This window comes from Streptomyces sp. MGP-BFMKR1 (assembly GCF_057766585.1).
Genome location: NZ_CM173408.1, coordinates 901113 through 924651, shown reverse-complemented (window position 1 = coordinate 924651; position 23539 = coordinate 901113). Strand labels below are relative to the sequence as shown.

Genomic DNA, 23539 nt, shown 5'->3' with positions numbered 1-23539 from the left:
ACCGGGCGGCGCCGAGCCGCGTGCCCGCGCGCCGGGACCTACGGGTCGAGCCGGACGTGCGTACGGCCTATCGGCACGATGAGCGGCCGGTCGCCCACCGGGTCGTCGATCACCTTGGCGCGCAACCCGAAAGCCTCCTCCAGGAGTTCCGCGGTGATCACCTCCCGTGGGGTCCCCTGCGCCAGGATCGATCCCGCCCGCATCACGATGAGGTGGTCGCTGTAGCGCGTGGCCAGGTTGAGGTCGTGCAACACCATGACCACGGTGCACCCGGACTCGTGCAGGTCGTCCACCAGGTCGAGCACGTCGATCGCGTGCGCCAGGTCCAGGTAGGTGGTCGGCTCGTCGAGCAGCAGCAGATCGGTGCCCTGGGCCAGGGTCATCGAGATCCAGACGCGCTGGCGCTGCCCGCCGGACAGCGAGTCGATCGGGCGCTGCGCCAGCTCGGACACCCCGGTCATGGCCAGCGCCTTCTCCACGATGTCCGCGTCGTCCGACGACCACTGCCGCAGCCAACTCTGGTGCGGGTGCCGCCCCCTGGCGACCAGGTCGGACACCGTCAGCCCCTCCGGCGCGACCGGCGCCTGCGGCAGCAGGCCGAGCTTCTTCGCCACGTCCCTGGTCCTGAGCCTGGCGATGTCCTCGCCGTCCAGCACGACCGCCCCCCTGGCCGGCTTGAGCAGCCGCGTCAGGGTGCGCAACAGGGTCGACTTCCCACACCCGTTGGGCCCGATGATCGTGGTGACCACGCCGGGCGGGATCGTCACGTCCAGGCCGTCGATGACCGTCTGGCCGCCATACCCGACCGTGATGTCCCTGGCGGCCAACCGCGCGGCGCCCCCGGCGCCGGACTCGGTCGTGGTGCCGAACTGAGCGTCCACAAGCCCCCCTCGCTGAGCTTCGCCATTGCCGCTTGTCATGATCTGAGGTTCGCCCGTACGAGCAGGTAGACGAGGAACGGGCCGCCGATCGCGGCGGTGACCACGCCCACCGGGAGCGAGATCGGCAGGGCCGTGCGCGCGACCAGGTCGGCACCGATCAGCAGCAGCGCGCCCACCAGCCCTGAGGCGACCATCGGCGGCGTCGGGCAGCGCGCCAGCCGCATCGCCACCTGCGGCGCCACCAGCGCGACGAACGGGACCGGCCCCGCCGCGCTCACCGCGGCGGCGGCCAACAGGACCGCGCACAGCATCAGGACGGCCCGCACCCGCCCGTACCGCACGCCGAGTCCAGCGGCGACCTCGTCGCCCAGGTGCATCGGCTTGAACTGGAAGGCGACCGCGGCCACGACGACGCACAGCACGAGCGTGCACCACAGCGCCACCCGCACCTCGCCCCAGGAGCGGTTGTCCAACGAGCCGACCAACCACGCCTGGGCCTTGGCCACGTCCCTGATGTCGGCCGAGGCGAGCAGCCAGGTCGTCACCGCCTCCATGACGGCGCTCACCGAGATGCCGATGAGGATGAGCCGGAGGCCGTCGATCCCGCGCCGCCAGGCCAGGAAGTACACGAGCAGCCCGGTGCCGAGGCCGCCGGCGAGCGCCGCCGCTGACAGGCCGACCGAGCTGACGACCGCGGCCGTGGTGCCGCCGGAGACCGTCACCAGGGACACCGCGACCGCGCTGGCCCCGCCGGTGATGCCCAGTACGTCCGGGCTGGCGAGCGGGTTGCGCGCGAGTGACTGCAGGATCGCCCCCGAGACCCCCAGCGCGATCCCCACCACGACCCCGGCCAGGGCGCGCGGCATGCGCAGGTCCATGACCACGAACTCGTCGATCCGCTCGCCCCGACCGAAGACGGTGGCGACCACCCGGGGGAGGCTGATGGCGAAGTCCCCGACGCTGATGGACAGGCAGAACAGCAGGAACGTCGCCGCCGCCAGCACCAGCGTCACCAGTACGAGCCAGGGCCGCCACACGAACGAGAGGGGGCCGAGCCGCACGCCCGGCGCCACCGATGTCTTCACGTCTGCCGCGTTCATGCGCTCTTGAACTTCCCTCGCCACACCAACACCGCGAAGAACGGGGCGCCGAGGAGGGCGACCACCACCCCCGCGTCCAACTCGCCCGGCCGTACCACCAGGCGCCCCACGATGTCGCAGACCAGCAGGACGACGGCGCCGAGCACGCCCGCGTACGGCACCAGCCAGCGGTAGTCCGGGCCGGTCAGGTACCGCGCCACGTGGGCCACCATCAGGCCGAGGAAAGCGATGGGCCCGCACGCCGCCGTGGCCGCGCCCGCGAGCAGGGTGATGGCCACGATGCCGAGGGTTCGGCTCGCCGCGATGTTCACCCCGAGCCCCCGTGCCACGTCCTCGCCCAGGTTGAGCAGGTTGAGGGCGGGCAGGGTGATCGCCGCCAGCGCCAGGCCGACGGCCACGCACGCGGCCACCGGCCAGATGACGTCGAATCCGACGCCGGCCACCGAGCCCGAGTTCCAGAACCGCAGCGCGTTCAGCGACGTCTGGTCGGACAGCGCGATGCCCGTGGTCATCGCGGTGAGGAAGACGGTGATGCCCTGCCCGGCCAGGACGAGCGTCAGGGGGTTGCCCGCCCCGCGGCCGATGCTCGCCAGGCCGAAGACGATGACGCCGGCGACCGCCGCCCCGGCGAAGGCGAACCAGACGTACTGGAGCGGGTTGGTCAACCCGAACACGGCGATCACCGTCACCACCGCGAAGGAGGCGCCGGCGTTCACCCCCAGCAGACCCGTGTCGGCGATGGGGTTGCGCGTGTACCCCTGGATCAACGCCCCGCCCACCCCCAGCGCGAGACCCGCCACGACCGCGAGCACCGTCCGGGGGACCCGCACGGTGCGCATGATGAGCCTGATCTCGGTGAGCCGCTGATCGGCGTCGGGCGACCCGAACAGCCCGTGCCAGACCTCGGCGGGACTGAGCGCGCGTGCGCCGACCGCCAACGAGAGCCCCGCGGCGACGACGAGGACCACCACCAGCGCGCCCAGGCCCACGCTCCGCCGTCGGCGGGCGGCCGTGAGGCCGCTGGGAGCGGGGCGCTCCACTGTCGTCGTGCTCATGTCGCGGTTCGTCGTTCCTTTGGTCTGCCGGGCCCCGCCAGTTGGGCACCCGCCGCCCCAGCCGGGCGGGCACGCGCCACCGTTCGCGCGCTGGCCCGCCCGGCGAAGCCGTGCGCAGTGGGCCCGTGTTCGGCCCGCCACCCGCGGGAGGGCAGGGGGAACGAGCACGCCGACGGGGCGAGCCAACTAAACTTAGGCGAGCCTAAGCGAGTGGCGCAATACTGTCGACAGCCGGCCCGTATGACCCTTCCGGGCTGGCGGGCCATCGAGCGGGCCCAGGCGCGCGGGCTCGGAGCGCGTGGGCTCAGGCGCGCTGGGCCGCGGGGGCCTGGGAAGGTGCCCGCCCCCGGGGACGCGCCCGCCGACGACCCCGAGGACCCGCAGTAGTGTCACCCCTGACGGACGCCGCAGAGTTGCCGGGCCATCAAGGGAGCGCCTGCCCATGAGCGTTGAGTTCTTCATCACCGCGTTGATCATCGTGGTCTCGCCGGGGACCGGAGCGGTGTACACCGTCGGCACGGGCCTGACGCGCGGGTTCCGCATGTCGGTCGTGGCGGCCTTCGGCTGCACCCTCGGGATCGTCCCGCACCTGGCCGCGGCCATCGCGGGGCTCGCCGCCGTGCTGCACACCAGCGCGCTGGCCTTCGAGAGCTTCAAGTGGGCCGGCGTCGGCTACCTGCTCTTCCTCGCCTGGCAGACGCTGCGCGAGAAGGGGGCGATGAAGATCGACACGGACGGCGGAGGCCAGTCGAAGGAGAACTCGGCGGCGCGCGTCACCTGGACCGCCATCCTGATCAACTTCCTCAACCCGAAGCTGTCCATGTTCTTCCTGGCGTTCCTGCCCCAGTTCGTCCCGGCCGACAGCGACAACTCCCTGCCGCACATGCTGGCGCTCTCGGCCGTCTTCATGGTCATGACGTTCGTCGTCTTCGTGATCTACGGCGCCTTCGCCGCGACCGTACGCGACCACATCGTCTCCCGCCCCACGGTGCTGGCCTGGATGCGGCGCACCTTCGCCGCGGCCTTCGTCGGCCTGGGTCTGCAACTGGCCCTCGCGAGCCGCTGACCCCGCCACCCCGCGCGCCCACCTCGGGAGCCGGCCGCGCGGGTCGGCCCCCGGTGCCGGAGCGGCCGGGGGCCGTGGTAGCGCCCCGTGGCAGCGCCCCCGTCATCCGGCGGCGGGCTAACCTAGCGCCCAGGCCCGACCACCGTGCCCGGGCCGATGGCCGCCCGGGTCGCCGCAGCGCTGACCTGGTGGGGCCGCGACGGCAGCCTCGTCAGCCCGCGTGCGTTCGCCGCCCCCGGGCCCGTGGCGACGCGACGACCGGGTGGGCCCGACGGAAGGGGAGGCGGCATGGCACGGCGTACGGCAGCCGTCTCGCGCCGCCCGGTGGGCGCCGGCGCGGACCGGGCGCGGGCGCTGACGGCGGCCGTCGTCGCCGTCCTCGTCGGCGTCCTCGGCCTGCTGTCGTCGGCCTCCCAGCCCGCGTACGCCTCCGCCGCGCTGTCGTCCGCGCCCTTCACGACGCAGGCCGTCGCCGCGACGGGCTCACCCGGCGCGGTCGAGACCCCCGCGCCACCCGGCGCCACCAACCCCGGCGCCACCAACCCGGGCGCCACCAACCCGGGCGGCCCCGCCCCCGCTGGTCACACCGCCGGGCCGGCCGCCGTGGGGCGCGACGCGGACCAGACCCGTGGGCCGGGGCCGGAGGTGCACGGGCCGCACGGCCGGCCCAGCGGCACCTGGCCGCGGCTGTACGCGGACCACTCCGGCACCCGGCACGCCGCGGCGCCCCCGGGCGCCACGCTGCTGCCGGTTCCGGTGGTGTTCACCCCGCCCGTCGGCTGGCGTGCGCCGCCGACGGCGCCGTACACCGCCCCCGACACGCGTCACCTCACCCCCTACTCCGGACGGGCACCGCCGCCGCCACTCGGCAGCTGACCCTTTCCCCTTTCCTTTCCGCGCCGCCTCGCGCGGCCGCGGCATGCCTGCCGGAGGCATCCTTTGACGCGCTCCATGCGAGTGCGGGCCCTGCTCGCCCTCGCCATCGTCGCTTTGTCGCTCTACATCGCCGTGACCGTGCCCGCCCGTCTCGGCCTCGACCTACGGGGTGGCACGCAGATCGTGCTCGAAACCCGTGACACACCCACCGCAACGGCCGACTCCGAGGCCACCGACCGGACGTTGGAGGTACTGCGCCGCCGCGTGGACGCGCTCGGCATCACCGAACCCACCCTCACCCGCTCCGGCGACCAACGCATCATCGTCGAGTTGCCCGGCGTGCAGGACCCGCGCGAGGCCGCCGACGTCCTGGGCCGCACCGCCCAACTGGCCTTCCATCCCGTACTCGGCGAGGCACCACCCGACGCCGTGGACCGGCCGGGCAAGAAGGGTGAAAAGGGCAAGCCGGGCGAGTCGGGTGAGCCAGGTGCGTCAGGTAGGCCGGACAAGCCGGACAAGACGGACAAGGCTGGGCAGGCCGACGAGGCGGGCAAGAGCGGGCGTGAGCTGGTGTTGCCCGACGAGGAGGGCAGGCCGCTGCGGCTGGGCCCGTCGTCGCTGAACGGGGGCGAGGTCGCCGAGGCCGAGGCGCGCATCGAACCGCAGCAGGGCCTCGGCTGGTTCGTCAGCGTCGACTTCCACAAGGGAGGCAAGGGCAAGTGGGCCGACCTGACCGGCGAGGCCGCCTGCGCCGCTCCGGGTGACCCCGCCCGCCGGGTGGCGATCGTCTTGGACGACGAGGTCATCTCGTCCCCGCAGGTGGACCCCGGTGTCCAGTGCGGCAAGGGCATCGCAGGGGGCTCGACCCAGATCACCGGGGACTTCGACCGTAAGGAGGCCCGCGAACTCGCGCTGCTCATCAACGGCGGCGCCCTGCCGGTGCCGGTCGAGGCCGTCGAACAGCGCACCGTCGGCCCCACCCTGGGGGCCGCCGCCATCGAGGCGAGCGCGCGGGCGGCCATCATCGGCACCGCCCTGACCGGCCTGTTCATCATGGCGGTCTACCGCCTCCTGGGCGGCCTGGCGGTCATCGCCCTGGCCTGCTACGGAGTCATCTCCTACGCCGCCCTGGTCGGGCTGGGCGCCACCCTCACGCTGCCCGGGCTCGCCGGTTTCGTGCTGGCGATCGGCATGGCCGTGGACGCCAACGTGCTGGTCTTCGAGCGGGCCCGCGAGGAGTACGCGTCCGCGACACGGCAACGCAAGACCCCGCGCTCCGCGCTGGCGGCCGGCTTCCGCGAGGCGCTGAGCGCCATCGCCGACTCCAACATCACCACGCTCATCGCCGCCGCGCTGTTGTTCCTCTTCGCCTCGGGCCCGGTCCGTGGCTTCGGTGTGACGCTGGGCATCGGCGTCCTGGCGTCCATGGTCAGCGCGCTGGTGATCACCCGCGCGCTGGCCGACCTCGCGGTGGCCCGGCGCGCGGTGCGACGCCGGCCGGCCATCACCGGCATCGCCCACATCGGCGCGGTCCGCACCCGCCTCACCCGGCGCGACCCGGACCTGATGGGTCGCCGGCGGCGCTGGCTCGCCGGCTCGGCGGTGGCCATGGTGCTGGCCACGGCGGGCATCATGGTGCGCGGCCTCGACTTCGGCGTGGAGTTCACCGGGGGCCGGCTCGTGGAGTACGCGACCACCAAGCCGGTGGACGTCGACCGGGCCCGGGACGCGGTGGCCGACGTTGGCTTCCCGCGCGCCGTCGTGCAGGCGTCGGGCGATGGCGAGCTGACGGTACGTACCGGTGGGATGTCGAACGCCGAGGAAGCGCGGGTCGGCGAGGCGATCGGGGACCTCGCGGGGGAGAAGGTGGAGAAGGTCCGCGACGAACTCATCGGGCCCAGCATGGGCGAGGAGCTGCGGCGCGGGGCGCTGATCGCCCTCGCGGTGGCGGTGGGAGCCCAGTTGCTCTACCTCGCCATCCGGTTCCGCTTCGCACTCGGCTTCTCGGCCGTGGTGGCGATGGTGCACGACGCGCTCATCGTGGTGGGCGCCTTCGCCTGGATGGGCAAGCCCATCGACGGGGTCTTCCTGGCCGCGCTGCTGACGGTGATCGGCTACTCGGTGAACGACTCCGTCGTGATCTTCGACCGGGTCAGGCAGCTCCAGGCCAGCCATCCGGAGCAGCCGTACGCGCGCACGACCAACACCGCGCTGGTCCAGACGGTGCCACGGACCGTCAACACGGGCATGGGCGCCCTGTGCATCCTGGCCACGCTCGCCCTGGTGGGCGGCGACTCGCTGACCGACTTCGCCCTGGCGCTGTTGATCGGCGTGGCCGTCGGCACGTACTCCTCGATGTTCACCGCGGCCCCCCTCGCGGTGGAACTCCAGGCGCGCGGCCTGTCCACCTCCCGCACGCCCGGCGGCGACGGGAACACCGGCGACCGCGAGCCCGCCGACGCCCGCAAGGCGCCGACCCGCACCCGGCCGGGCGCCGGCCTGCCGCGCTGAGACCGGCGCGGGACGCGCCCGACGGCGCGGCTGCCGTGGCATGAGGCCGGCGCCCGCGCGCCATCCGTGGCGCGCGGACGCCGGCCTGCGCGCGGACGCGCGGCGCCGTCGGCGGGCGCGTCAGTCGGTGTCCTTGGGGCGTTCGCCCTTGGGACCCCGGCCCCGCTCGGTGCGCGGGCCACGGCTGCGGTACTCGGGGTCCTGTCGCAGGGTCTCGTTGGCCGCCTCGTTGGCGTCCTGGTCGGAGATCCCCGACCGCTCCGCGTCCTTGCGCAGCCTCGCCCGCCGGGTGTCGTACTTCTTGCTTCCAGGTTCCGGCACTACGACCACCTCCGGCCCCCGGGTGCCCTCACCGGTCAGGGGACAAACGCCGCAGGTCGCGCCGTACGGGCACGGGCCACGGCCAGGCGCCCCCGGCTGACGGGGGCACGCGGCGCGCACCGTCGTGGGGCGGGGCCGCTCACGGACCGGTGCGGCCGTCATCCTCCGGGGAGTCGTCCGCGTCAGGGTCCTCGCCCTCGGCCTGCGAGGGCGTCGTCCGGGCGACGTTGTGGCCGTCGGGCGCGTTCGGGTCGTCGGGTGACGCGATGTCGTCCTGTCGTTCGCCCTCTGCCTGGGACGGGATCTGGTCGCTCATGATCGGCCTCCATCGAAAGGTGTCGTTCTTCATCGGGGTGTCCCGTGCGGGCGGTGGTCAACCGGCGCTGTCGCGGCCCACGGGGCGGGTGCGGAGCCAGGCGGTGATCCACCCGGCCTCCATGGCGGCGTCCCACAGGTACGTCGGCCGGATGCGCCCCTTCGGTACGTAGACGAGGTCGATGGCCAGCAGTGTCAGGGCCGTGCCGAGACCGACGCGGCGGGCGTGGGCCGCGCCCTGCGGCGTAGAGGCCGCCGCCAACTGGGCGAGACCGGTCGAGACCAGCAGGCCGCCCGTCGTCTGCTGGAGCCACCGGTCGTGCTTCGGCCCGAAGACCCGTTCGAAGCTGCGCAGGTGCAACAGCGGCCACAGTCCTCCCACGACGTTGAAGGCACCGTGCGCGACGGCGAGCGCCGCCGCGGGTTCCCGACCTCTCGTCTCTCCCATGGGCAGTCCCTTCGTTGGCTTCGCGTGCTTCGGCCGTGCTTTCGGATGCGTCGGCCGGCGCGTCCGGTCACCCCCGGGTACCCCGCTCACCGCCCTCACTCCGCGCCCGGCGCCACCCCCGTGACCCGATTGCGGCACGCGGCCCACGCCGCCGCGCCGTACGAGGCCACGCGGCCGGGCCGCTGCCGGCGCGCCGCGACCGCGCCCCCGGCGCCCGCCGGCGCCCCGCGCACCGCCACCTGCCGCGCCTGCCGCCACCCGCCGTGATCGCAGGTGGCGGCCCGTGTCGCCGGCCGCGACCGGCCCGTACCCCCGCCTCCGGACCGCGCGGCCCCCGGCGCCCGCGCCCGCCGGTACCACCCTCCGCCGGCCGTGCGACCGCCTCCGCCCACCCCCCGGTCGGGCCATCGGCGGCGCGTCCTCGGAATGCGGACCCCGGCCCGCTGACGCAGCCTTGCGGTAAGCCCAGGGCCGGGTGCCGGCCTCCTGCGCGCGCGGGCAGGCGCGCGGGCTCACATCCGCTGCGCGATCGCGGACGAAGTGGGTACTGGAACGGAACCACCGTGCCCGTACGCCGTCCGGCACGCGGGCGTACGGGCGCACGGACACTCGCCGAGGAGCCAATGGCATGACCGACGTTTCCAGCTTGGGTTCACCCGAGGACGACCCCCAGACGGTACTCACCGACCGGCAGGGCCACCCGATCTACGACAACCAGAACCAGCGCACGGTGGGCGCCCGCGGCCCGGCCACCCTGGAGAACTACCACTTCCTGGAGAAGATCAGCCACTTCGACCGGGAGCGCATCCCGGAGCGCGTCGTGCACGCCCGGGGCGTGACCTCCTACGGCTACTTCGAGGCGTACGGGGCCTGGGGTGACGAGCCGATCAGCCAGTACACCCGGGCCAAGCTGTTCCAGGAGCGCGGCAAGCGCACCGACGTGGCCGTGCGGTTCTCCACGGTCATCGGCGGTCGCGACTCGTCGGAGGCGGCCCGCGACCCGCGCGGCTTCGCCGTGAAGTTCTACACCGAGGACGGCAACTGGGACCTGGTCGGCAACAACCTCGGCGTCTTCTTCATCCGGGACGCCGTGAAGTTCCCCGACGTCATCCACGCCCTCAAGCCCGACCCGGTCTCCCACGAGCAGAAGCCCGCCCGCATCTTCGACTTCATGTCGCAGACGCCGGAGAGCATGCACATGCTGGTCAACCTGTTCAGCCCGCGCGGCATCCCGGCGGACTACCGGCACATGCAGGGCTTCGGGGTGAACACCTACAAGTGGGTCGACGCCGAGGGCCAGACCGTTCTCGTCAAGTACCACTGGATGCCCAAGCAGGGCGTGCGCAGCATGACCGAGGAGGACGCGGCGAACGTCCAGGCGGGCGAGCTGGGTCACGCCACGAAGGACCTGTACGAGGCCATCCGCCGGGGCGAGTACCCCGAGTGGGAACTGCTCGTGCAGATCATGGCCGACGGCGACCACCCCGAGCTGGACTTCGACCCGTTGGACGACACCAAGACCTGGCCGGAGCAGCTCTTCCCGCCCAAGCCCGTCGGCCGGCTGGTGCTCGACCGCACGGTCGACAACTACTACGCGGAGAACGAGCAGATCGCCTTCGGCACCGGCGTCCTCGTCGACGGCCTCGACTTCTCCGACGACAAGATGCTCGTCGGCCGGACGTTCTCCTACAGCGACACCCAGCGCTACCGCGTCGGCCCCAACTACCTGCAACTCCCGGTCAACCAGGCCAAGAACACGGAGGTGCGCACCAACCAGCGGGACGGGTTGATGGCCTACGACAACCGCGCGGCCAACGCGAACCCCGAGGTCAACTACGAGCCGTCGATCACCGGCGGACTGCACGAGGGCCAGTACCCGACCCACGACGACCAGGGCCCGGAGATCAGGGGCCGGCTGACCCGCAAGCGCATCCCGCTCGCCAACGACTACCAGCAGGCCGGCCAGCGCTACCTGCTGCTGGAGGACTGGGAGCGCGACGACCTGGTCACCAACTTCGTCAACCTCATCTCCCAGTGCGACCGCCGGGTGCAGGAACGCATGGTCTGGCACTTCCTGCTGGTCGAGAACGACCTCGGCCTCCGGGTGGGCAAGGGCCTGGGCATCGGGCCCTCCGACGTGACCCACCTGGAGACGCTGCCCGGCCAGAGCCTGACGGACGAGGACCGCGAACGCCTGAGCCGGCTGGGTGACAACCCGCCGCGCGACGTGTCCGGGCTCACCATGACCCACTGCGTTCCCGACGAGCGCCACGTGGTCACCCGGTAACCACCAACCAGCCGCCGCTCCCGCCCCGTGCCGCGACGGGGCGGGCCAGCGGCGTCACGCCGCCCGGCCGGGGCGACCCGGCCAGGGCGACCGCCCGGGACGCGTCCGCGCCGGACCGCGCCCCGGGGCCGGCCACCGATGCCAGGGCCGCCACCGCGCGCTCGACGGCCCCACCTCGGGCCGACGCCGGCGGCAGTCGTGGGCCAGGCGGTGACGCGGGCCGGTCGAGTGACGCCCACGTGGCCCGAGGGCATGGCAGCGAGCCCGGGTGGTCGGCCAGACCGAGGATGGCCCGGCGTCCCCCCCACACTCCGCCGGTTCCGCCGGGCATTCGCGGGTACTTCGGAGATTCCGCCCCACACCACGAGGAGATCCAGGTGTCGTTCAACCCGTTGGAGCATCGAGGAATCCCGCTGGATCGCCAGATCAGAAGCTGGCGCGAGCTGAACGTCGAACCGATCGACCCGGACCACTGTGACCCGTACACCCGCTGCCGCGTCATCACCATGAACGGCATCGAGGTCGAGGCCATCATGTTCAGCCACCAGTTGGCCCGCCACACGAAGGACCCCGAGGTCAAGCGGCAACTGGCACGGACGCGCTACGTCGAGGCACAGCAGCAGAAGGCGGTCAACTGGCTGCTCCCCGGGGTGTCGTCGGTGTTGGAGACGACGATCGCCTACGAGCAGGTGGCCGTGGACCTGACGGCCTGGGTGGCACGCATGGAGCCCGACCCGTACCTGAAGCAGGCGTACCAGTTCGGCGTGCTGGAGGACTTCGACCACCTGTACCGGTACGCGAACCTGTACGAGATGATCGAGCACCGCAAGGCCGAGGCGATCGTCGACGGCCTCACGGAGGTCATGCCGGGCCGGCCCACCCGGTTCCACCACCGCAACCCGGTGGACAACGTCCGCGACCCCTACGACCGCACGCGCACCGACCCGCTCTCCAAGCTGCACGCGCTGACGATCCTCTCCGCCGAGCAGCAGACGATGAACTTCTACATGAACACCGGCCCCACCTACATGGAGCCGATCGCCCGACAGCTCTACCAGGAGATCGGGCTCATCGAGGAGGAGCACGTCACGCACTACGAGTCGCTGGTCGACCCGGGCGAGACGTGGTGGGAGCAGCTCGTCAACCACGAGTACAACGAGTGCTACCTGTACTACTCCTTCATGGAGCAGGAGAGCGACCCGAAGGTCAAGGCGCTGTGGGAGCTGCACCTGAACATGGAACTGGAGCACCTGCACATCGCCTGCGACCTGATGCGTCGCCACGACAACCGTGACCCGGCCGAGGTGCTGGCCCCCGAGCTACCCAACGTGCTCACCTTCGAGCCGAACAAGGGCTACCTGCGGGAACTGCTCGCCACCCAGATCGACCTCACCACCCTGGGCGCCGGGTACGTCCGTGAGGCACACGAGCGGTTCGAGGAGATGCAGGCACAGATCCACGGGGGCGAGGCCGCGCCGAGCGACCGGGTCATGGACCAGCACCAGGAGGTGTTCGGCCGCCAGTACCGCCTGGAGACCGAAGGCGAGCACCCGGTCGCCGCACTGCCCGAGAACCAGTGAGGGACGACCCCGCCATGACACACACCCACACACCGCACGCCGGCGACAACGCCGCCGACACCGACGTGGTGTCGCTTCTGATGCGTCAGCACGGCGACATCCGCAACCTCTTCGACGAGGTCGAGGCGTCGACCGGGGAGGACCGCAAGGACGCCTTCCGGCGCCTGGTACGCCTGCTCGCCGTGCACGAGACGGCCGAGGAGGAGGTGGTCCACCCCTTCGCCCGCCGCGCCTTCCCCGGCGCCGAGGAGGTCGTCGACGAGCGCCTGGCCGAGGAGCACAAGGCCAAGGAGAGCCTGGCGGCCCTGGAGGACCTGGACACCGAGGACCCGGGATTCCTCCCCCGGCTGCGCGTGCTCCGCGAGAGCGTCCAGACCCACGCCAGGGCCGAGGAGCGGTACGAGTTCACCCACATCCGCCGCAGCGCCGACACCGCGCGCCTGGCCTCCATGGCCAAGGGCGTCAAGGCGGCCGAGGCCATGGCCCCGACCCGCCCGCACCCCGGCGTCGAGTCCCGAGCGGCCAACATGGCCCTCGGGCCCGTCGCGGCCCTGATGGACCGCACGAAGGACGCCGTACGCAAGGCCATGGGCAAGGACGGCTGACCCGAGCGCCGGCTTCGCGGTGGCGCCACGCCCGGCTCGGACGGCGGGGCGCCACCGCGCGACCCACCGCGGCACGCCCACGGGGCCACACGGTCACCGAGCCGATCCACGGGGCCCGGCTTTCGGCCCACGGGCCGGCCCGCGCTCCGGCGTACGGGCCGCGTGCCCGGGCATGTGCCCTGGTCAGCGGCGTAAATGCGTTGCCCGTCGGCGAGCGCGTGGTGAGGATGGCGGGGCAAGCACCAGTCTCCTCCGTGAGGGCCCCATGGACGTCATCCCCACCACCGCAGGTTCGGTACGCGGACGCCGGAAGGGAGGGGTCGCGGCCTTCGCGGGCATCCCGTACGCGGCGCCGCCGTTCGGGCCGCGCCGGCTGCGGCCACCCCAGCCACCCGAACCGTGGTCGGGCGTGCGCGACGCGTTCGCCCCCGGCCCGTCCGCGCCCCAGCCCGGCTACCACCCCGCGCTGCTCGGCCTGCTGGGGGAGGCGGGGGAGGTGGGCGAGGACTGTCTGAGCCTCAACGTGTGGACGCCGTCCCCGGGCCGGGCCGAGGGCGGGCTGCCGGTCATGGTCTGGGTGCACGGCGGCGCGTTCCGCAACGGCGCCGGCTCGCTGCCCAGCTACGACGGGGCGCGGCTCGCCGCGGACGGCGTCGTCTGCGTCACCCTCAACTACCGGCTCGGCGCCGAGGGGTTCCTGCTGCTGCCCGACGGTACGAGCAACCTGGGCCTCCTGGACCAGATCGCCGCGCTGGAGTGGGTCCGGGACAACATCGCCGGTTTCGGCGGCGACCCCGACAACGTCACCGTCTTCGGCCAGTCGGCCGGCGCCATCAGCATCACCGCCCTCCTGGCCATGCCCCGGGCCCGCGGGCTGTTCCGCCGCGTGATCACGCAGAGCGGCGCCGGCCACCACAGCCACCCGGAACACATCGCCCGGCGCGTCACCGAGCGGCTGGCCGCCCTGGCCGGGGTGGCGCCGACGCGCGAGGCGCTGGCCAGCGTGCCGCCCGAGCGGCTCGTCGCCGCCGACGCCGCCCTCAGCCGGGAGATCGCGCAGGACACGGACCCGGCGCGGTGGGGCGAGTCGGCGGGCGGCGGCACCACCGTGCTGCCCGTGGTGGACGGGGTGACCCTCCCCGAGCGGCCGATCGACGCCATCGCCGCCGGCGCGGGCCGCGACATCGACGTGCTCACCGGAACGACCTCCGATGAGTTCCGGCTCTTCCTCGTCCCGCTGGGGATCACGCCGCGCATCACGGACGGGGTGCTGCACGGCTTCCTCGCCGGTTTCGGCCTCGACCCCGACCACGCCCGCGCCGTCTACGCCGCCGCCCGGCCCGGGGCCTGCCCCGGTGACCTGTTCTCGGCCGCCATGACCGACCACGCCTACCGCGTCCCCGCCGTCCGCGTCGCCGAGGCCCGCGCCGCCTCGGGAGCGGAGACCTTCGTGTACGAGTTCACCCGGCCGTCCCCCGCCATGGACGGCGCGCTCGGGGCGTGCCACATGGCGGAGATCGGCTTCGTCTTCGGCAACCTCACCGACCCGCTCGTCGGGCCCGACGCCCCGCGCGACCTCTCCGACCGGATGCGCGCGGCGTGGACCTCCTTCGCCCGCACCGGCCGCCCCGACGCCGTGACCAGCGGTGACGCGGCGCCGTCCTGGCCCGCGTACGGGGAGCGGCGGTCGGTCATGCTCCTGGGCGACGCCGCGCCCGCCGTGTGCGATGACCCCGCCGCGGACGCGCGCGAACTCTGGGCGGGCCGGCGCTGAAAGAGGGAGCCGAGCCGGTGGGCGCCGCCGCGCCCACCGGCTCGGACGCGGCCGGTGCGGTGGCGGGTATCGGAAACACGCTTGTCCGCGCGCCGCCCCGCACGGAGGATCGGATCATGGATGAGAGCGCTGAGCAGTGGCGAGTACGGTTCGACGCCGAGGTGACCTTCGGTAACGGGGGCGGCCTCCAGACGCGGGGCTTCCTGTTGGACGTCCCGGCGCCGGACATCGACGACCGGGCGCTGGCTGACCTGTTCGTCGGCGAACTCGGCCTCCTGATGGTGGCCGAGGTGCGGATCAGCGGACGCGAGGCGGTGCGCGAGCCGCACCGGGGGTTGCGGACCGCGGCCGACGCGCGCGGGGCCACGGGTGCGGGCCGGGCCGGGGAGCGTCGGTTCGTGGAACTCAGCCACACCGTCCGGCACGGCATGACCACCTACCCCGGCCTGCCGGGACCCGAGATCGGCGACCACCTCTCGCGGCGGGCGTCGCGCGACCACTACGCGCCCGGAACCGAGTTCGCCATCGGCCGCATCACGATGGTCTCCAACACCGGCACCTATCTCGACAGCCCGTTCCACCGCTTCCCCGACGGTTCCGACCTCGCCGGCCTGCCGCTGGAGAAGCTGACCGACCTGGACGGGGTGGTCGTGCGGGTGACGGGCCACGAAGGGCGCGCGCTGGACCGCGAGTCGCTGCTGCCGCACGACGTCGCGGGCCGGGCCGTGCTGATCCACACCGGCTGGGCGCGGCACTGGGGCACCGAGGAGTACGGGAGCGGTCACCCGTTCCTCACCGCGGCAGCCGCCGACTGGCTGGTCGCACAGGGGGCCGCTCTCGTCGGCATCGACTCCCTCAACATCGACGACACGGACGACGGCGCCCGCCCCGCGCACACCGCGCTGCTGGCGGCTGGCATCCCCATCGTGGAGCACCTGCGCGGCCTGGAACACCTGCCCCCGCGCGGCTTCCGCTTCCACGCCGTGCCGCCGCCCGTCGAGGGCATGGGCACCTTCCCGGTACGCGCCTACGCCCTGCTCGACGCGGACCGCTGACGACCGCTGACCCGACCCGAGCCACGGCGGGCCCTCGCACCGGGCCCGCCCGCCGCACCTCCGGGGCCCCGGTGACCGATCCCCCTGAATCCCCCGAATCCGCACCCGTGCCGCACGTCGTGCCGTACGGTCGGGAGACGTCGAGGACGGCATCGGCCCGGGGCCCGGAGGGCGCGGTACCCCGCACGGTGCTGGAAGGAGGGACGGTCGTGGCGGACCAGGAGGACCCGCACGAGGTGGCGTTGGCGCGCTACCGGCTCTACGTGGACACGCTCCGCGCCCGCATGCCCAAGGAACAGTTCGACCTCCTCATGGAGGTGATCCGGATGTGGGCCGAGCACGGTGGCGGCACCATCCGGCTCAGCCTGGACGGCCCGGAGAAGGAGCTGTTCACCCAGGCCATGCAGCAGGAGTTGCTCAACCTCATGGGGTTGATCGGGGCGCTCGAACCCGGCCACGAGGACCGCGCCGACCACGTGGTGGCCCAGCTCGGCGACGGCGAACACGCCAAGGGCGCCATGTCGTTGGTGCCCCCCGACGTCGCCGCGGACCCCGAACGCCTGCGCGCCATGCGCGACCGCCTCGACGCCCAGCAGCGCCAGCGCGCCCTCGACCAGCGGGAAGTGGAGAACATCGCCCGCGCCTCGGGCATGCCGACGACCACGGACGACACCTGACGGCGGGGCGCGGGGGCCGGCCGTGAGGGCGGGCATCCGGCACACCGTGCGGCCCGGCCGGGAGGGCGCGGTCACCGCGCCCAGGGGAGCGGGATCTTCTCGTCGCCGCCCGGCACCGTGGCCTGGCCGCCGACGACCATGGCGACCAGGGCCTGCGCCGGGCCGCCGACGGCCCTGAGCCGCCGCACCGCGCCGGCGCCGAGGACGAGCGCCTGGCCCGCCCCGACCTGTTCGGTCCTGCCGCCCACCTCGGCCTCGAACGTGCCCGACAGCGGCATCCAGACCTGTTCGCGGTCGACGGCGTGCTCCGGGGTGGAGGCGTCCGCGTCGAGCGCCACGCGCCAGGTGCTGACCTCGGCACTGCCCTGACTGGGGCCCGCCAGGGCGAACATCGCGCCGCTGGGTGTGTGGGTCGTCCGCTGTTCGCTCTCACTGACCACGTACATGGAACCTCCTGTGTAAAGGGCCTTTACTCGCATCGAGTAAAGGAGCTTTACACGCGTGTGTCAAGATGCGTCGATGGAGACTCACGACCCAGGCGAACCCACCGAGCTGACCTTCCTGCTCGGGATGGCCTTCCAACTGGTCCTCTCCGAGTTCGTGAGCCGCGTGGAAGCGGCCGGCTACGCCGACCTTCGCCCCATGCACGGCCTCGTCTTCCAGGCGCTGCGCGGAGCCGGCGCCACGAGCAGCGAACTGGCCGAGCGACTCGGGGTCACCAAGCAGGCGGCCGGCCAGATCATCGACGACCTGGAGCGGCGGGGGTACGTCGAGCGCCAGCCGCACCCCGCCGGCGGGCGACGCAAGCTCGTCGTGCTGACGGCGAGGGCGCGGGAGCATCTGACGGTGGCCGGAAGGATCCTGCACGAGCAGGAAGCGCAACTGGCCGAGCGGCTCCACGAGGTGGGCCTGCGCGTTCCGCGCGCCGAACTCGCGGCCATCATCCGGGTCACGGCCGGCGACTCGATCCCGCCCCTGCGTCCCATCTGGTGACGGCCGCGCGGCGGTCGGCACGCCTTCACGCCAACCGCCCCGCACCGCCGCACCAGGACCGTACGATGCGGACGACGCACCACCGCGCAGCGGACACGGCCCGGGAGGCGCCCCCACCCGGGCGGTGACGCGGTGTCGGACGCGCTGGACCACATGGTTGAGGAGCTGTCGTGAGACGACCCACCGCCCGCGTGACCGGAAGCGCGCCCTTCCGTTGGCTCTTCGTCCTGATCGCCACCGCGCTGCTCACGGTGTCAGCGAGCGGTTGCGGCGCCCTGGCGGACGAGCCCGCCGGCTCCGGGGGACTCGTCTCCCTGCACCGGGAGGGTGGCTTCGCGGGCCGCTGGGACCAGGTCACCGTGTACGACGACGGCGCCCTGCGCACCGAGCACCAGGGCGCGCGCGGCGGCCAGGGCCGGCTCACCGGCCCGGAACTGAGCCGGCTGCGGGCCCTGCTGCGGCAGGTCGGGTTCGCCGACCTGCCGCGGCGCAGCGTCAGCGAGATCGGCGGCGACCGGTACGTGTACCGGCTCACGCATGGTGGGCACACCATCACCACCGACCAGTCCCGGAAGCTCGGTGCCGTGGACGAGGTCATCGACCTGCTCAGCCCCCGACTGGCCAGAGGCCGGTGACGGGCGCCCGGGGCTGACCCGCCCTCGCCGAGCGGGTGTGGGGGAGGATGCCGTGGTGACTGACGGGATGAGCAACCACCAGAACACCGCGGCGGCCTGGGGCCGTCTCACCGCCTGGCTGCAGGCGCACGCCCCGCTCTCGTACGCGTCGCTGCTCCCGCCCGCCCCGGAGCGGGCCATCGAGGCCGCCGACGCCCAACTGAGGCGGCACGCGGACTTCGGGCTCCCCGCGGAGCTGGCCGAGCTGTGGCGGCTGTGCGGTGGTGTGGAGCACCAGTACATCGAGGCCAACGAGGAGGAGGGCGAAGTCGGTTCGGGGGCGTTCCTGCCGGGTGGGATTCTGCTGGGCCCGGCGGAGGCGCTCGGGCCGCGACTGCCCGAGGTCGGGCGTCGCGACGTGTGGGGCGCCCCGGTGGTGCCGTGGCTGACCCGCGACGAGGCGGGCCCGGAGTCCGGGCACTACGTGGGCGGGGCCGGCGTCGGCTCCTGGTCGCTCCCCGACGACCTGGGCTTCGGGCCGCCCAGCTACCCGTCGATCGCCGGCTACCTCGACGCCGTGCACCGCACGCTCACCGAGGGGCCGGCCGACGCCATGGGCCCGGACGTGCCCGGCCTGGTGTGGGGCTGCCTCGTCTGGGACGACCCCGAGGCGCCGTTGCTCGACGACGCGCTGGAGCACTGGCGGCCCGTCCACTGACGCGGGGACGGGCCCGCGCGGCGGACCGGGTCCGCGCGGCCGGCGCGGGCCCGGTCGCGGGCGGCGGCCATCGCGGCGTACTCGTGACGTACCAGGTCAGCCCCGCACCGAAAGGTACGATCGCCCGCACCGGGCGGGACGGCGGGGAGCGGAAACGGCAGGGAGAGGCGGCGCGCGGCGGCATGCGAGTGGGAGTCAGGTGGGGGCCCGACGGGTGTTCCGCCGTGCTGCTCAGCGGCTCCCGGGTACTGGCCGCCGCGCGGGCACCGGGGCGCGGGCGGGCGGTCCTGACCCGGGTGTTGGCCGAGGTGTGCGGAGCGCACGCCGCGGCCGTACGGCATGTCACCTTCGACGTCGGGCCCGCCCTGCTGGCGGCGGTGCGGGAGCCAGCCGACGGTCCTGGGCACGGGGTGGACGAGGGCGCCGCGCGTACCGTCCCGGTGGTCGCGGTCCGGATCGCGCCCCGGCCGGCCCGGCATCCCGCCCTGGCCCGGCGCCCGTCGGCGCCGATCGCCGGGCTGGTGGCGCGTTCGGTCACCCTGCCGGGCGGCCACGACCTGCTGGGGCGCGAGCTGGCCGCGCTGGACGAGGCGCGAGTCGGGGAGCTGGCGCGTGAGCTGGCCGCGACCGGGGTGCGCGCCGTCGCCGTCGCCGGCTGCGGATCGCTGGCCGCGCCGGCCCACGAACGGACGGTCGGCGAGCGCCTGCTGGCGGCCGTCCCGGGCCTGCGGATCTCGCTCTCCCACGAGTTCGGCGGTCAGGACCTGGCGGGCCGGGAGGCGTCGGCCGTGCTCAACGCGGCGCTCGCCGACGTCGCCGAGGAGGTGCTGGGCGCCTGCGAGGCCGCCGCCCGCCGGGTCGTCCCGCGAGCCCAGCACGGCGTCGCGCGCGGGGACGGCGGTCGTACCCCGCTGGCCAGGGCGCGGACGCTGCCGGTCGTGGCCGTGGGCGCGGCCGAGGCCGCGGCGCTGTTGGGCGCGGCGCGCCTGGCGGGACGTGAGCGGTGCCGGGTGCTGCTGCCGGGGCCGGAGGGCGCGCTGCTCGGCGAGGTCCGCAACGGGGTGCCGCTGGTGCGGCCGGGGCGGGTTCCCGGCTGGGGCGTGCGTCTTTCGGTGCCGATGGCGATCCTCTCCGCGAAGGGCACGGCCCTGGACGGGGCCGGCGGCGGTGCCGACAGCGCGGATGCCGGCGCCGAGGCCGAGGCCGGTGCCGAGGCCGGTGACGGTGACGGGGGCGAGCCGCCGCTGGTGGTGGTCGCCGCCGGGGACGGGCATCCCGCGTGTCCCGCCCCGGCCGCCGACCCCGGCGCCGCGACCGGGCCGGTCTCCGGCGCCGAACCGAGCGCCGGCCACCGGGTGGCGGGGCGCGACGGGCGGGTGTCGTTGTCGCCCCCGGCCGACCTGGCGCTGATCGGGACCGCGCTGTGTCCGCCGATGGCCTGGGTCGACGAGGTCGTCCAGGTCAAGGACGCCCGCGAGTTGGCGGCGGTGCGGCGGGACGCGGAGCAGCGCACCATCGCGATGGTCACCGCGCAGGGCGCCGCGCCGGGCAGCGCGCGGCTGGTGGAGACCACCGTGGTCGCGCTGCCGTTCAGCCCGGCCGGCACCATGCGGGTCCACCTGCGGGCCGTCGGCGAGGCCGAGCCGTGGGCCGCCGAGGAAGCCGCCGCCCCCGACGCCGCGCCAGACGGGACCGGAGCCGGCGACGAGCGGGTGGCGGGCCGGTCAGGCGTAGGCGGCCAGCGGGCGCACGAGGCGCGGGAGGCGGGGAAGGCGCCAGCGGCCCACCAGGTGGGGGAGGGGCGTGGCGCGCGGGCCGCCGAGGGCGCGCACGGCGGCCGGCGCCCGCGGGGGCCCCGGTGACGGCGCGCGGGGCGGGGCCGGTGCGGGCCATCGGCGCCGAGGACGTGCCCACGCTGTGGGCGGGCGCGCAGTTCTACGCCCCCGCCTTCGGCGACGACGGCGCCGAGGGGCTACGGGAGTGGGTGACCGCGCTGCTGGCCGAACACGGCCCCGTCCCGCTGGTACGGGCCGAGGCCCTGCCGCCCGACACCCGGTGCGCCGCGCTCGGTCTGGTCGGCTCGGGCACGGCGCTGGCCGAACTGCCGCCCGTCGGAGACGAGTTCACCACGGCGCTCAACGGGCTCGAGCGGCGGCTCGGCCAGCGGGTCGAGGCGGTGTTCCCGCTCGCCGCCGCCGCCCTCAACGCCCTGACGCCGCTGGTGGCGGCCTGCCTGCGCGGGCTGCCGCTGATCGACAGCGACGGCATGGGGCGGGTCTTTCCGCTGGTGCAGTACACCTCGCTGCATCTGGCTGGCCTGCCGGTCGGCCCGGTGTGCGCGGCGGGGCCGGCCGGCGAGAGCCTGACCGTGGAGGCGGCGTCCGCCGACCGGGTGGAGGCGATGCTGCGGGCCCAGGTGCACCTGATGGGCGGTTGGGCGGCCACCGCCAGCTACCCGTGCGCCGCCGCCGAGCTGCGCCGCGCGGGCCTGCACGGCACGGTCTCCCGGCTGCTGGCCGCGGGCCGTGTCCTGCTCGCGGGGGGCCCGGTGGACCGGGTGGTCAGCCAGTTGTCGGCCGTCACCGGCTGCCGCAGCGTGGGGCGGGGCCGGGTGGTCGAGGTCGAGCAGCTCACCCGGCCGATGGAGTGGGCCCAGCCCGCGCACGCCTCGACGGTGCTGGTGGCCGAGTCCGGCGGGGCCGGACGGTTGCTGCAACTGGAGTTGCAGAACGACATCCTGCTGGTCCTCGCCGACGGCGCGCTGACGGCGGCCGTACCGGACGTGATCTGCTTGCTGGACGCCGTACGGGGCGGCGTCGTCGGCCTGGACAGCCTGGGCGGTGGTGAGGTGGTGGAGGTGTTGGTGATGCCGGCGGCGCCGGTCTGGTACTCCCCGGCGGGGCTCGCGTTGGCGGGCCCGCGCGCCTTCGGCCTGCCGGTCGAGCACCCCCGGGTGGCCCGGTGAGGGCGCACCCGACCGGCCCGCGGGCCCGGCTGACCGTGGCCGAGATGCTGACCGTGGGCGCGCTGCGCGGCGCCGAGGAGGTGTTCCTCGCCGACGGCGGTGGCCCCGTGGAGCACCTGGTGCTGGCCGGGGAGCTGCCGAGGCTGCGCGAGCTGGCGCCGAACACCGTGGTGGTGCTGCACGGCGAGGCGGCGAGCGGGGGTTGGTCGCTGGCCAGCGCCCTGCACATGGCCTGGGAGCGCCATGCCGCGGCGGTGGTCACCCCACGGGTCGCGCTCAGCCGCTCCGCCGCGCTGTTGGCGCGGCGGCTGGGCATCACCGTGCTCGCCGTCGGCCGGGACCCGGTGGAGGTGGCGCTGGCCCTGGCCGCCGAGGTGGCGCAGCCCGAGGCGGAACGCGCCCGCCGGGTGGCCGCCTGCGCCGAACTGTTGGCGCGCGAGTCCACGGTGCGCGGCGTGCTGGGCGTGCTGAACGCGGAGTTGGCGGGCTTTCCGGTGGCCCTGCTCGTGGACGGCGGCCTCGTCGCAGGGCGCGCCGCCGCCCTGCGGCCCGGCCGTGGCCGTACCGACGTACGGGTGGACGTCCCCGGGCCGGGCGGGCGGCGCTGGGCCGAGCTGGTGGCCGCCGTGCCCGAGCCGTCGGACGGCTACGCCGAGTACGTGCCCACGCTGCTGCGGCTGGCGCGGGCCCCGCTGCTGGCGGCGTCGGCCCGCGGGCGCATCGAGACGGCCCGGCGGACCGCCCGGGAGCAGGCGGCGTTCCGGCTGCTGCGGGAGAGCGCCGAGCACGGGCGGGCGGCGGACGGGGAGCCGCCGGCCGCCGGCGCGGCGCCACCCGATGGGGAGCCGCCGGTGTGGACCAGCGAGCTGGGGTGGCGCGTCGAGGGGGTCAACACGGCGTTGTGGCTCGCCGACCCCGCCGGCGCCCAGGGCCCGCCGGCACCGGAGCGGACCACGATGGTGCGGGCGGCGTGGGCCGAGCGACTGCCGGACCTGCCGCTCGTCGCCGACCAGGGCGGCTGGCTGAGCTGGTGGAACCAGCCGCGCGGCGCGCCGGGCGGCGGGCTGCCGAAGCGGCTGCGCGCCCTCGTCGGCGACGTGGCCCGCGCGCACGGCGCGGCGGTCGGCGTCGGCTCACCATTGCCGGGCGCCACCGGGTTGCTGCGCTCGCTGCGCGAGGCCCGGTTGGCCTCGGGCGCCGCGGCGGCCGACGGGCCGGGTGGGGTACGGGAGTTCGGCGAGGCGGGGGTGGCCGCCGCGCTGGCCGCGCTGCCGGTGGGCCACCTGGTGGCCGTCGCCGACCTGGTGTTCCCGGCCCTGGCCGACGTCCGCGACCGGGAGCAGATCGTACGGACCGTGCTGGCCGTCCTTGACCACGGCGGCTCGCTGCACCAGGCCGCGACGCGGCTCGGGGTGCACCGCAACACGGTGCTGGCCCGGTTGAAGCGGGCCCAGGAACTGGGCCTGGCGTACGACGACCCGGCCGGCCGGCTCGCCGTGCACGTGCTGTGCCACGCGCTGGCGGCCGACGGGCCGGGCGACGCCCGGCAGTCGGACGCGCCGCAACCGCCGCCCGCCACCGGGCCGGGCCAGGCTCGGTAGCCAGCCAGCCGGGCCGTGTGGCGGCGGGGCGGGCGCCCGACGGCGGTGGTCACCGCCGTGCCGGGCGCCCGCCCCGCGCGGGCCGCGTGGCCGGGTG

General features: G+C 74.6%; 22 protein-coding genes. 15 read left to right on the top strand and 7 right to left on the bottom strand.

All coding sequences use genetic code 11. From position 1 onward, the window contains the following. Positions 1–38: 38 nt before the first annotated feature. The 3 genes from AC3CHW_RS03265 to AC3CHW_RS03255 are packed head-to-tail and all read right to left on the bottom strand — an operon-like array spanning position 39 to position 3036. A complete protein-coding gene (locus AC3CHW_RS03265; protein ID WP_398606922.1) occupies positions 39–881 on the bottom strand; it encodes an ABC transporter ATP-binding protein in 843 nt (280 codons plus the stop codon). A 35-nt stretch (positions 882–916) separates the two neighbouring features. Beyond that, on the bottom strand, positions 917–1981 hold the full coding sequence (locus tag AC3CHW_RS03260; RefSeq protein WP_459246400.1) for a FecCD family ABC transporter permease: 1065 nt from the start codon (positions 1979–1981) through the stop codon (positions 917–919). Continuing rightward, positions 1978–3036: a FecCD family ABC transporter permease gene (locus AC3CHW_RS03255; RefSeq protein WP_488469494.1), complete on the bottom strand. Its 1059-nt coding sequence runs from the start codon at positions 3034–3036 to the stop codon at positions 1978–1980. Before AC3CHW_RS03255 ends, AC3CHW_RS03260 begins: the two co-directional genes overlap by 4 nt. Before the next feature lie 442 nt (positions 3037–3478). Between AC3CHW_RS03255 and AC3CHW_RS03250 the strand changes: the two genes are divergently transcribed. The 3 genes from AC3CHW_RS03250 to secD all read left to right on the top strand — a co-directional run bounded on the left by AC3CHW_RS03250 (position 3479) and on the right by secD (position 7489). Next, a complete protein-coding gene (locus tag AC3CHW_RS03250; protein WP_176165136.1) occupies positions 3479–4102 on the top strand; it encodes a LysE family translocator in 624 nt (207 codons plus the stop codon). 288 nt (positions 4103–4390) lie between these two features. After that, positions 4391–4978 carry a hypothetical protein gene (locus AC3CHW_RS03245; RefSeq protein WP_488469493.1) on the top strand — a complete coding sequence of 196 codons (588 nt, stop codon included), beginning with the start codon at positions 4391–4393 and terminating at the stop codon, positions 4976–4978. 75 nt (positions 4979–5053) lie between these two features. Beyond that, entirely contained in the window at positions 5054–7489 is a 2436-nt protein-coding gene (gene secD, locus AC3CHW_RS03240; protein WP_488469492.1) for a protein translocase subunit SecD, read from the top strand. 120 nt (positions 7490–7609) lie between these two features. Here the strand turns inward: secD and AC3CHW_RS03235 are convergent, their stop codons facing one another. The 3 genes from AC3CHW_RS03235 to AC3CHW_RS03225 all read right to left on the bottom strand — a co-directional run bounded on the left by AC3CHW_RS03235 (position 7610) and on the right by AC3CHW_RS03225 (position 8573). After that, positions 7610–7810, bottom strand: a complete 201-nt coding sequence (locus tag AC3CHW_RS03235; RefSeq protein ID WP_398606927.1) for a hypothetical protein — start codon at positions 7808–7810, stop codon at positions 7610–7612. A 139-nt stretch (positions 7811–7949) separates the two neighbouring features. Then, positions 7950–8126: a hypothetical protein gene (locus tag AC3CHW_RS03230; protein ID WP_176165140.1), complete on the bottom strand. Its 177-nt coding sequence runs from the start codon at positions 8124–8126 to the stop codon at positions 7950–7952. Positions 8127–8183: 57 nt separating this feature from the next. Next, the gene (locus tag AC3CHW_RS03225) at positions 8184–8573 is read right to left on the bottom strand and encodes a hypothetical protein (protein WP_459246403.1); all 390 of its coding nucleotides are present in this window, start codon (positions 8571–8573) and stop codon (positions 8184–8186) included. 628 nt (positions 8574–9201) lie between these two features. Between AC3CHW_RS03225 and AC3CHW_RS03220 the strand changes: the two genes are divergently transcribed. From AC3CHW_RS03220 to AC3CHW_RS03195, 6 genes are all read left to right on the top strand, one after another. Then, positions 9202–10860 (top strand): catalase, encoded by a 1659-nt coding sequence (locus tag AC3CHW_RS03220; RefSeq protein ID WP_398606929.1) that lies wholly within the window; start codon positions 9202–9204, stop codon positions 10858–10860. 377 nt (positions 10861–11237) lie between these two features. Beyond that, positions 11238–12440: a hypothetical protein gene (locus AC3CHW_RS03215; RefSeq protein WP_398606930.1), complete on the top strand. Its 1203-nt coding sequence runs from the start codon at positions 11238–11240 to the stop codon at positions 12438–12440. A gap of 14 nt (positions 12441–12454) precedes the next feature. Then, entirely contained in the window at positions 12455–13045 is a 591-nt protein-coding gene (locus tag AC3CHW_RS03210) for a hemerythrin domain-containing protein (RefSeq protein ID WP_488469491.1), read from the top strand. A gap of 265 nt (positions 13046–13310) precedes the next feature. Then, positions 13311–14819 carry a carboxylesterase/lipase family protein gene (locus AC3CHW_RS03205; protein ID WP_488469490.1) on the top strand — a complete coding sequence of 503 codons (1509 nt, stop codon included), beginning with the start codon at positions 13311–13313 and terminating at the stop codon, positions 14817–14819. 116 nt (positions 14820–14935) lie between these two features. Beyond that, positions 14936–15874, top strand: coding sequence for a cyclase family protein (locus AC3CHW_RS03200; RefSeq protein WP_488469489.1), 939 nt, complete (start codon positions 14936–14938; stop codon positions 15872–15874). Positions 15875–16083: 209 nt separating this feature from the next. After that, positions 16084–16551 carry a hypothetical protein gene (locus AC3CHW_RS03195; protein ID WP_381157963.1) on the top strand — a complete coding sequence of 156 codons (468 nt, stop codon included), beginning with the start codon at positions 16084–16086 and terminating at the stop codon, positions 16549–16551. 71 nt (positions 16552–16622) lie between these two features. Here the strand turns inward: AC3CHW_RS03195 and AC3CHW_RS03190 are convergent, their stop codons facing one another. Then, positions 16623–16997 (bottom strand): cupin domain-containing protein, encoded by a 375-nt coding sequence (locus AC3CHW_RS03190; protein WP_488469488.1) that lies wholly within the window; start codon positions 16995–16997, stop codon positions 16623–16625. 73 nt (positions 16998–17070) lie between these two features. Between AC3CHW_RS03190 and AC3CHW_RS03185 the strand changes: the two genes are divergently transcribed. The 6 genes from AC3CHW_RS03185 (at position 17071) to AC3CHW_RS03160 (ending at position 23442) form a co-directional block, all read left to right on the top strand. Further along, complete coding sequence (locus AC3CHW_RS03185; protein ID WP_488469487.1) at positions 17071–17544, top strand: MarR family winged helix-turn-helix transcriptional regulator; 474 nt, start codon at positions 17071–17073, stop codon at positions 17542–17544. 170 nt (positions 17545–17714) lie between these two features. Next, positions 17715–18179 carry a hypothetical protein gene (locus AC3CHW_RS03180; RefSeq protein WP_488469486.1) on the top strand — a complete coding sequence of 155 codons (465 nt, stop codon included), beginning with the start codon at positions 17715–17717 and terminating at the stop codon, positions 18177–18179. Between the two features lie 55 nt (positions 18180–18234). Next, positions 18235–18876 carry an SMI1/KNR4 family protein gene (locus AC3CHW_RS03175; protein ID WP_488469485.1) on the top strand — a complete coding sequence of 214 codons (642 nt, stop codon included), beginning with the start codon at positions 18235–18237 and terminating at the stop codon, positions 18874–18876. Between the two features lie 224 nt (positions 18877–19100). Next, positions 19101–20738: a hydantoinase/oxoprolinase N-terminal domain-containing protein gene (locus AC3CHW_RS03170; protein ID WP_488469484.1), complete on the top strand. Its 1638-nt coding sequence runs from the start codon at positions 19101–19103 to the stop codon at positions 20736–20738. Next, positions 20735–21841 (top strand): DUF917 domain-containing protein, encoded by a 1107-nt coding sequence (locus AC3CHW_RS03165; protein ID WP_488469483.1) that lies wholly within the window; start codon positions 20735–20737, stop codon positions 21839–21841. Before AC3CHW_RS03170 ends, AC3CHW_RS03165 begins: the two co-directional genes overlap by 4 nt. Then, a complete protein-coding gene (locus AC3CHW_RS03160; protein WP_488469482.1) occupies positions 21838–23442 on the top strand; it encodes a helix-turn-helix domain-containing protein in 1605 nt (534 codons plus the stop codon). Before AC3CHW_RS03165 ends, AC3CHW_RS03160 begins: the two co-directional genes overlap by 4 nt. The last annotated feature ends 97 nt before the right edge of the window (positions 23443–23539 follow it).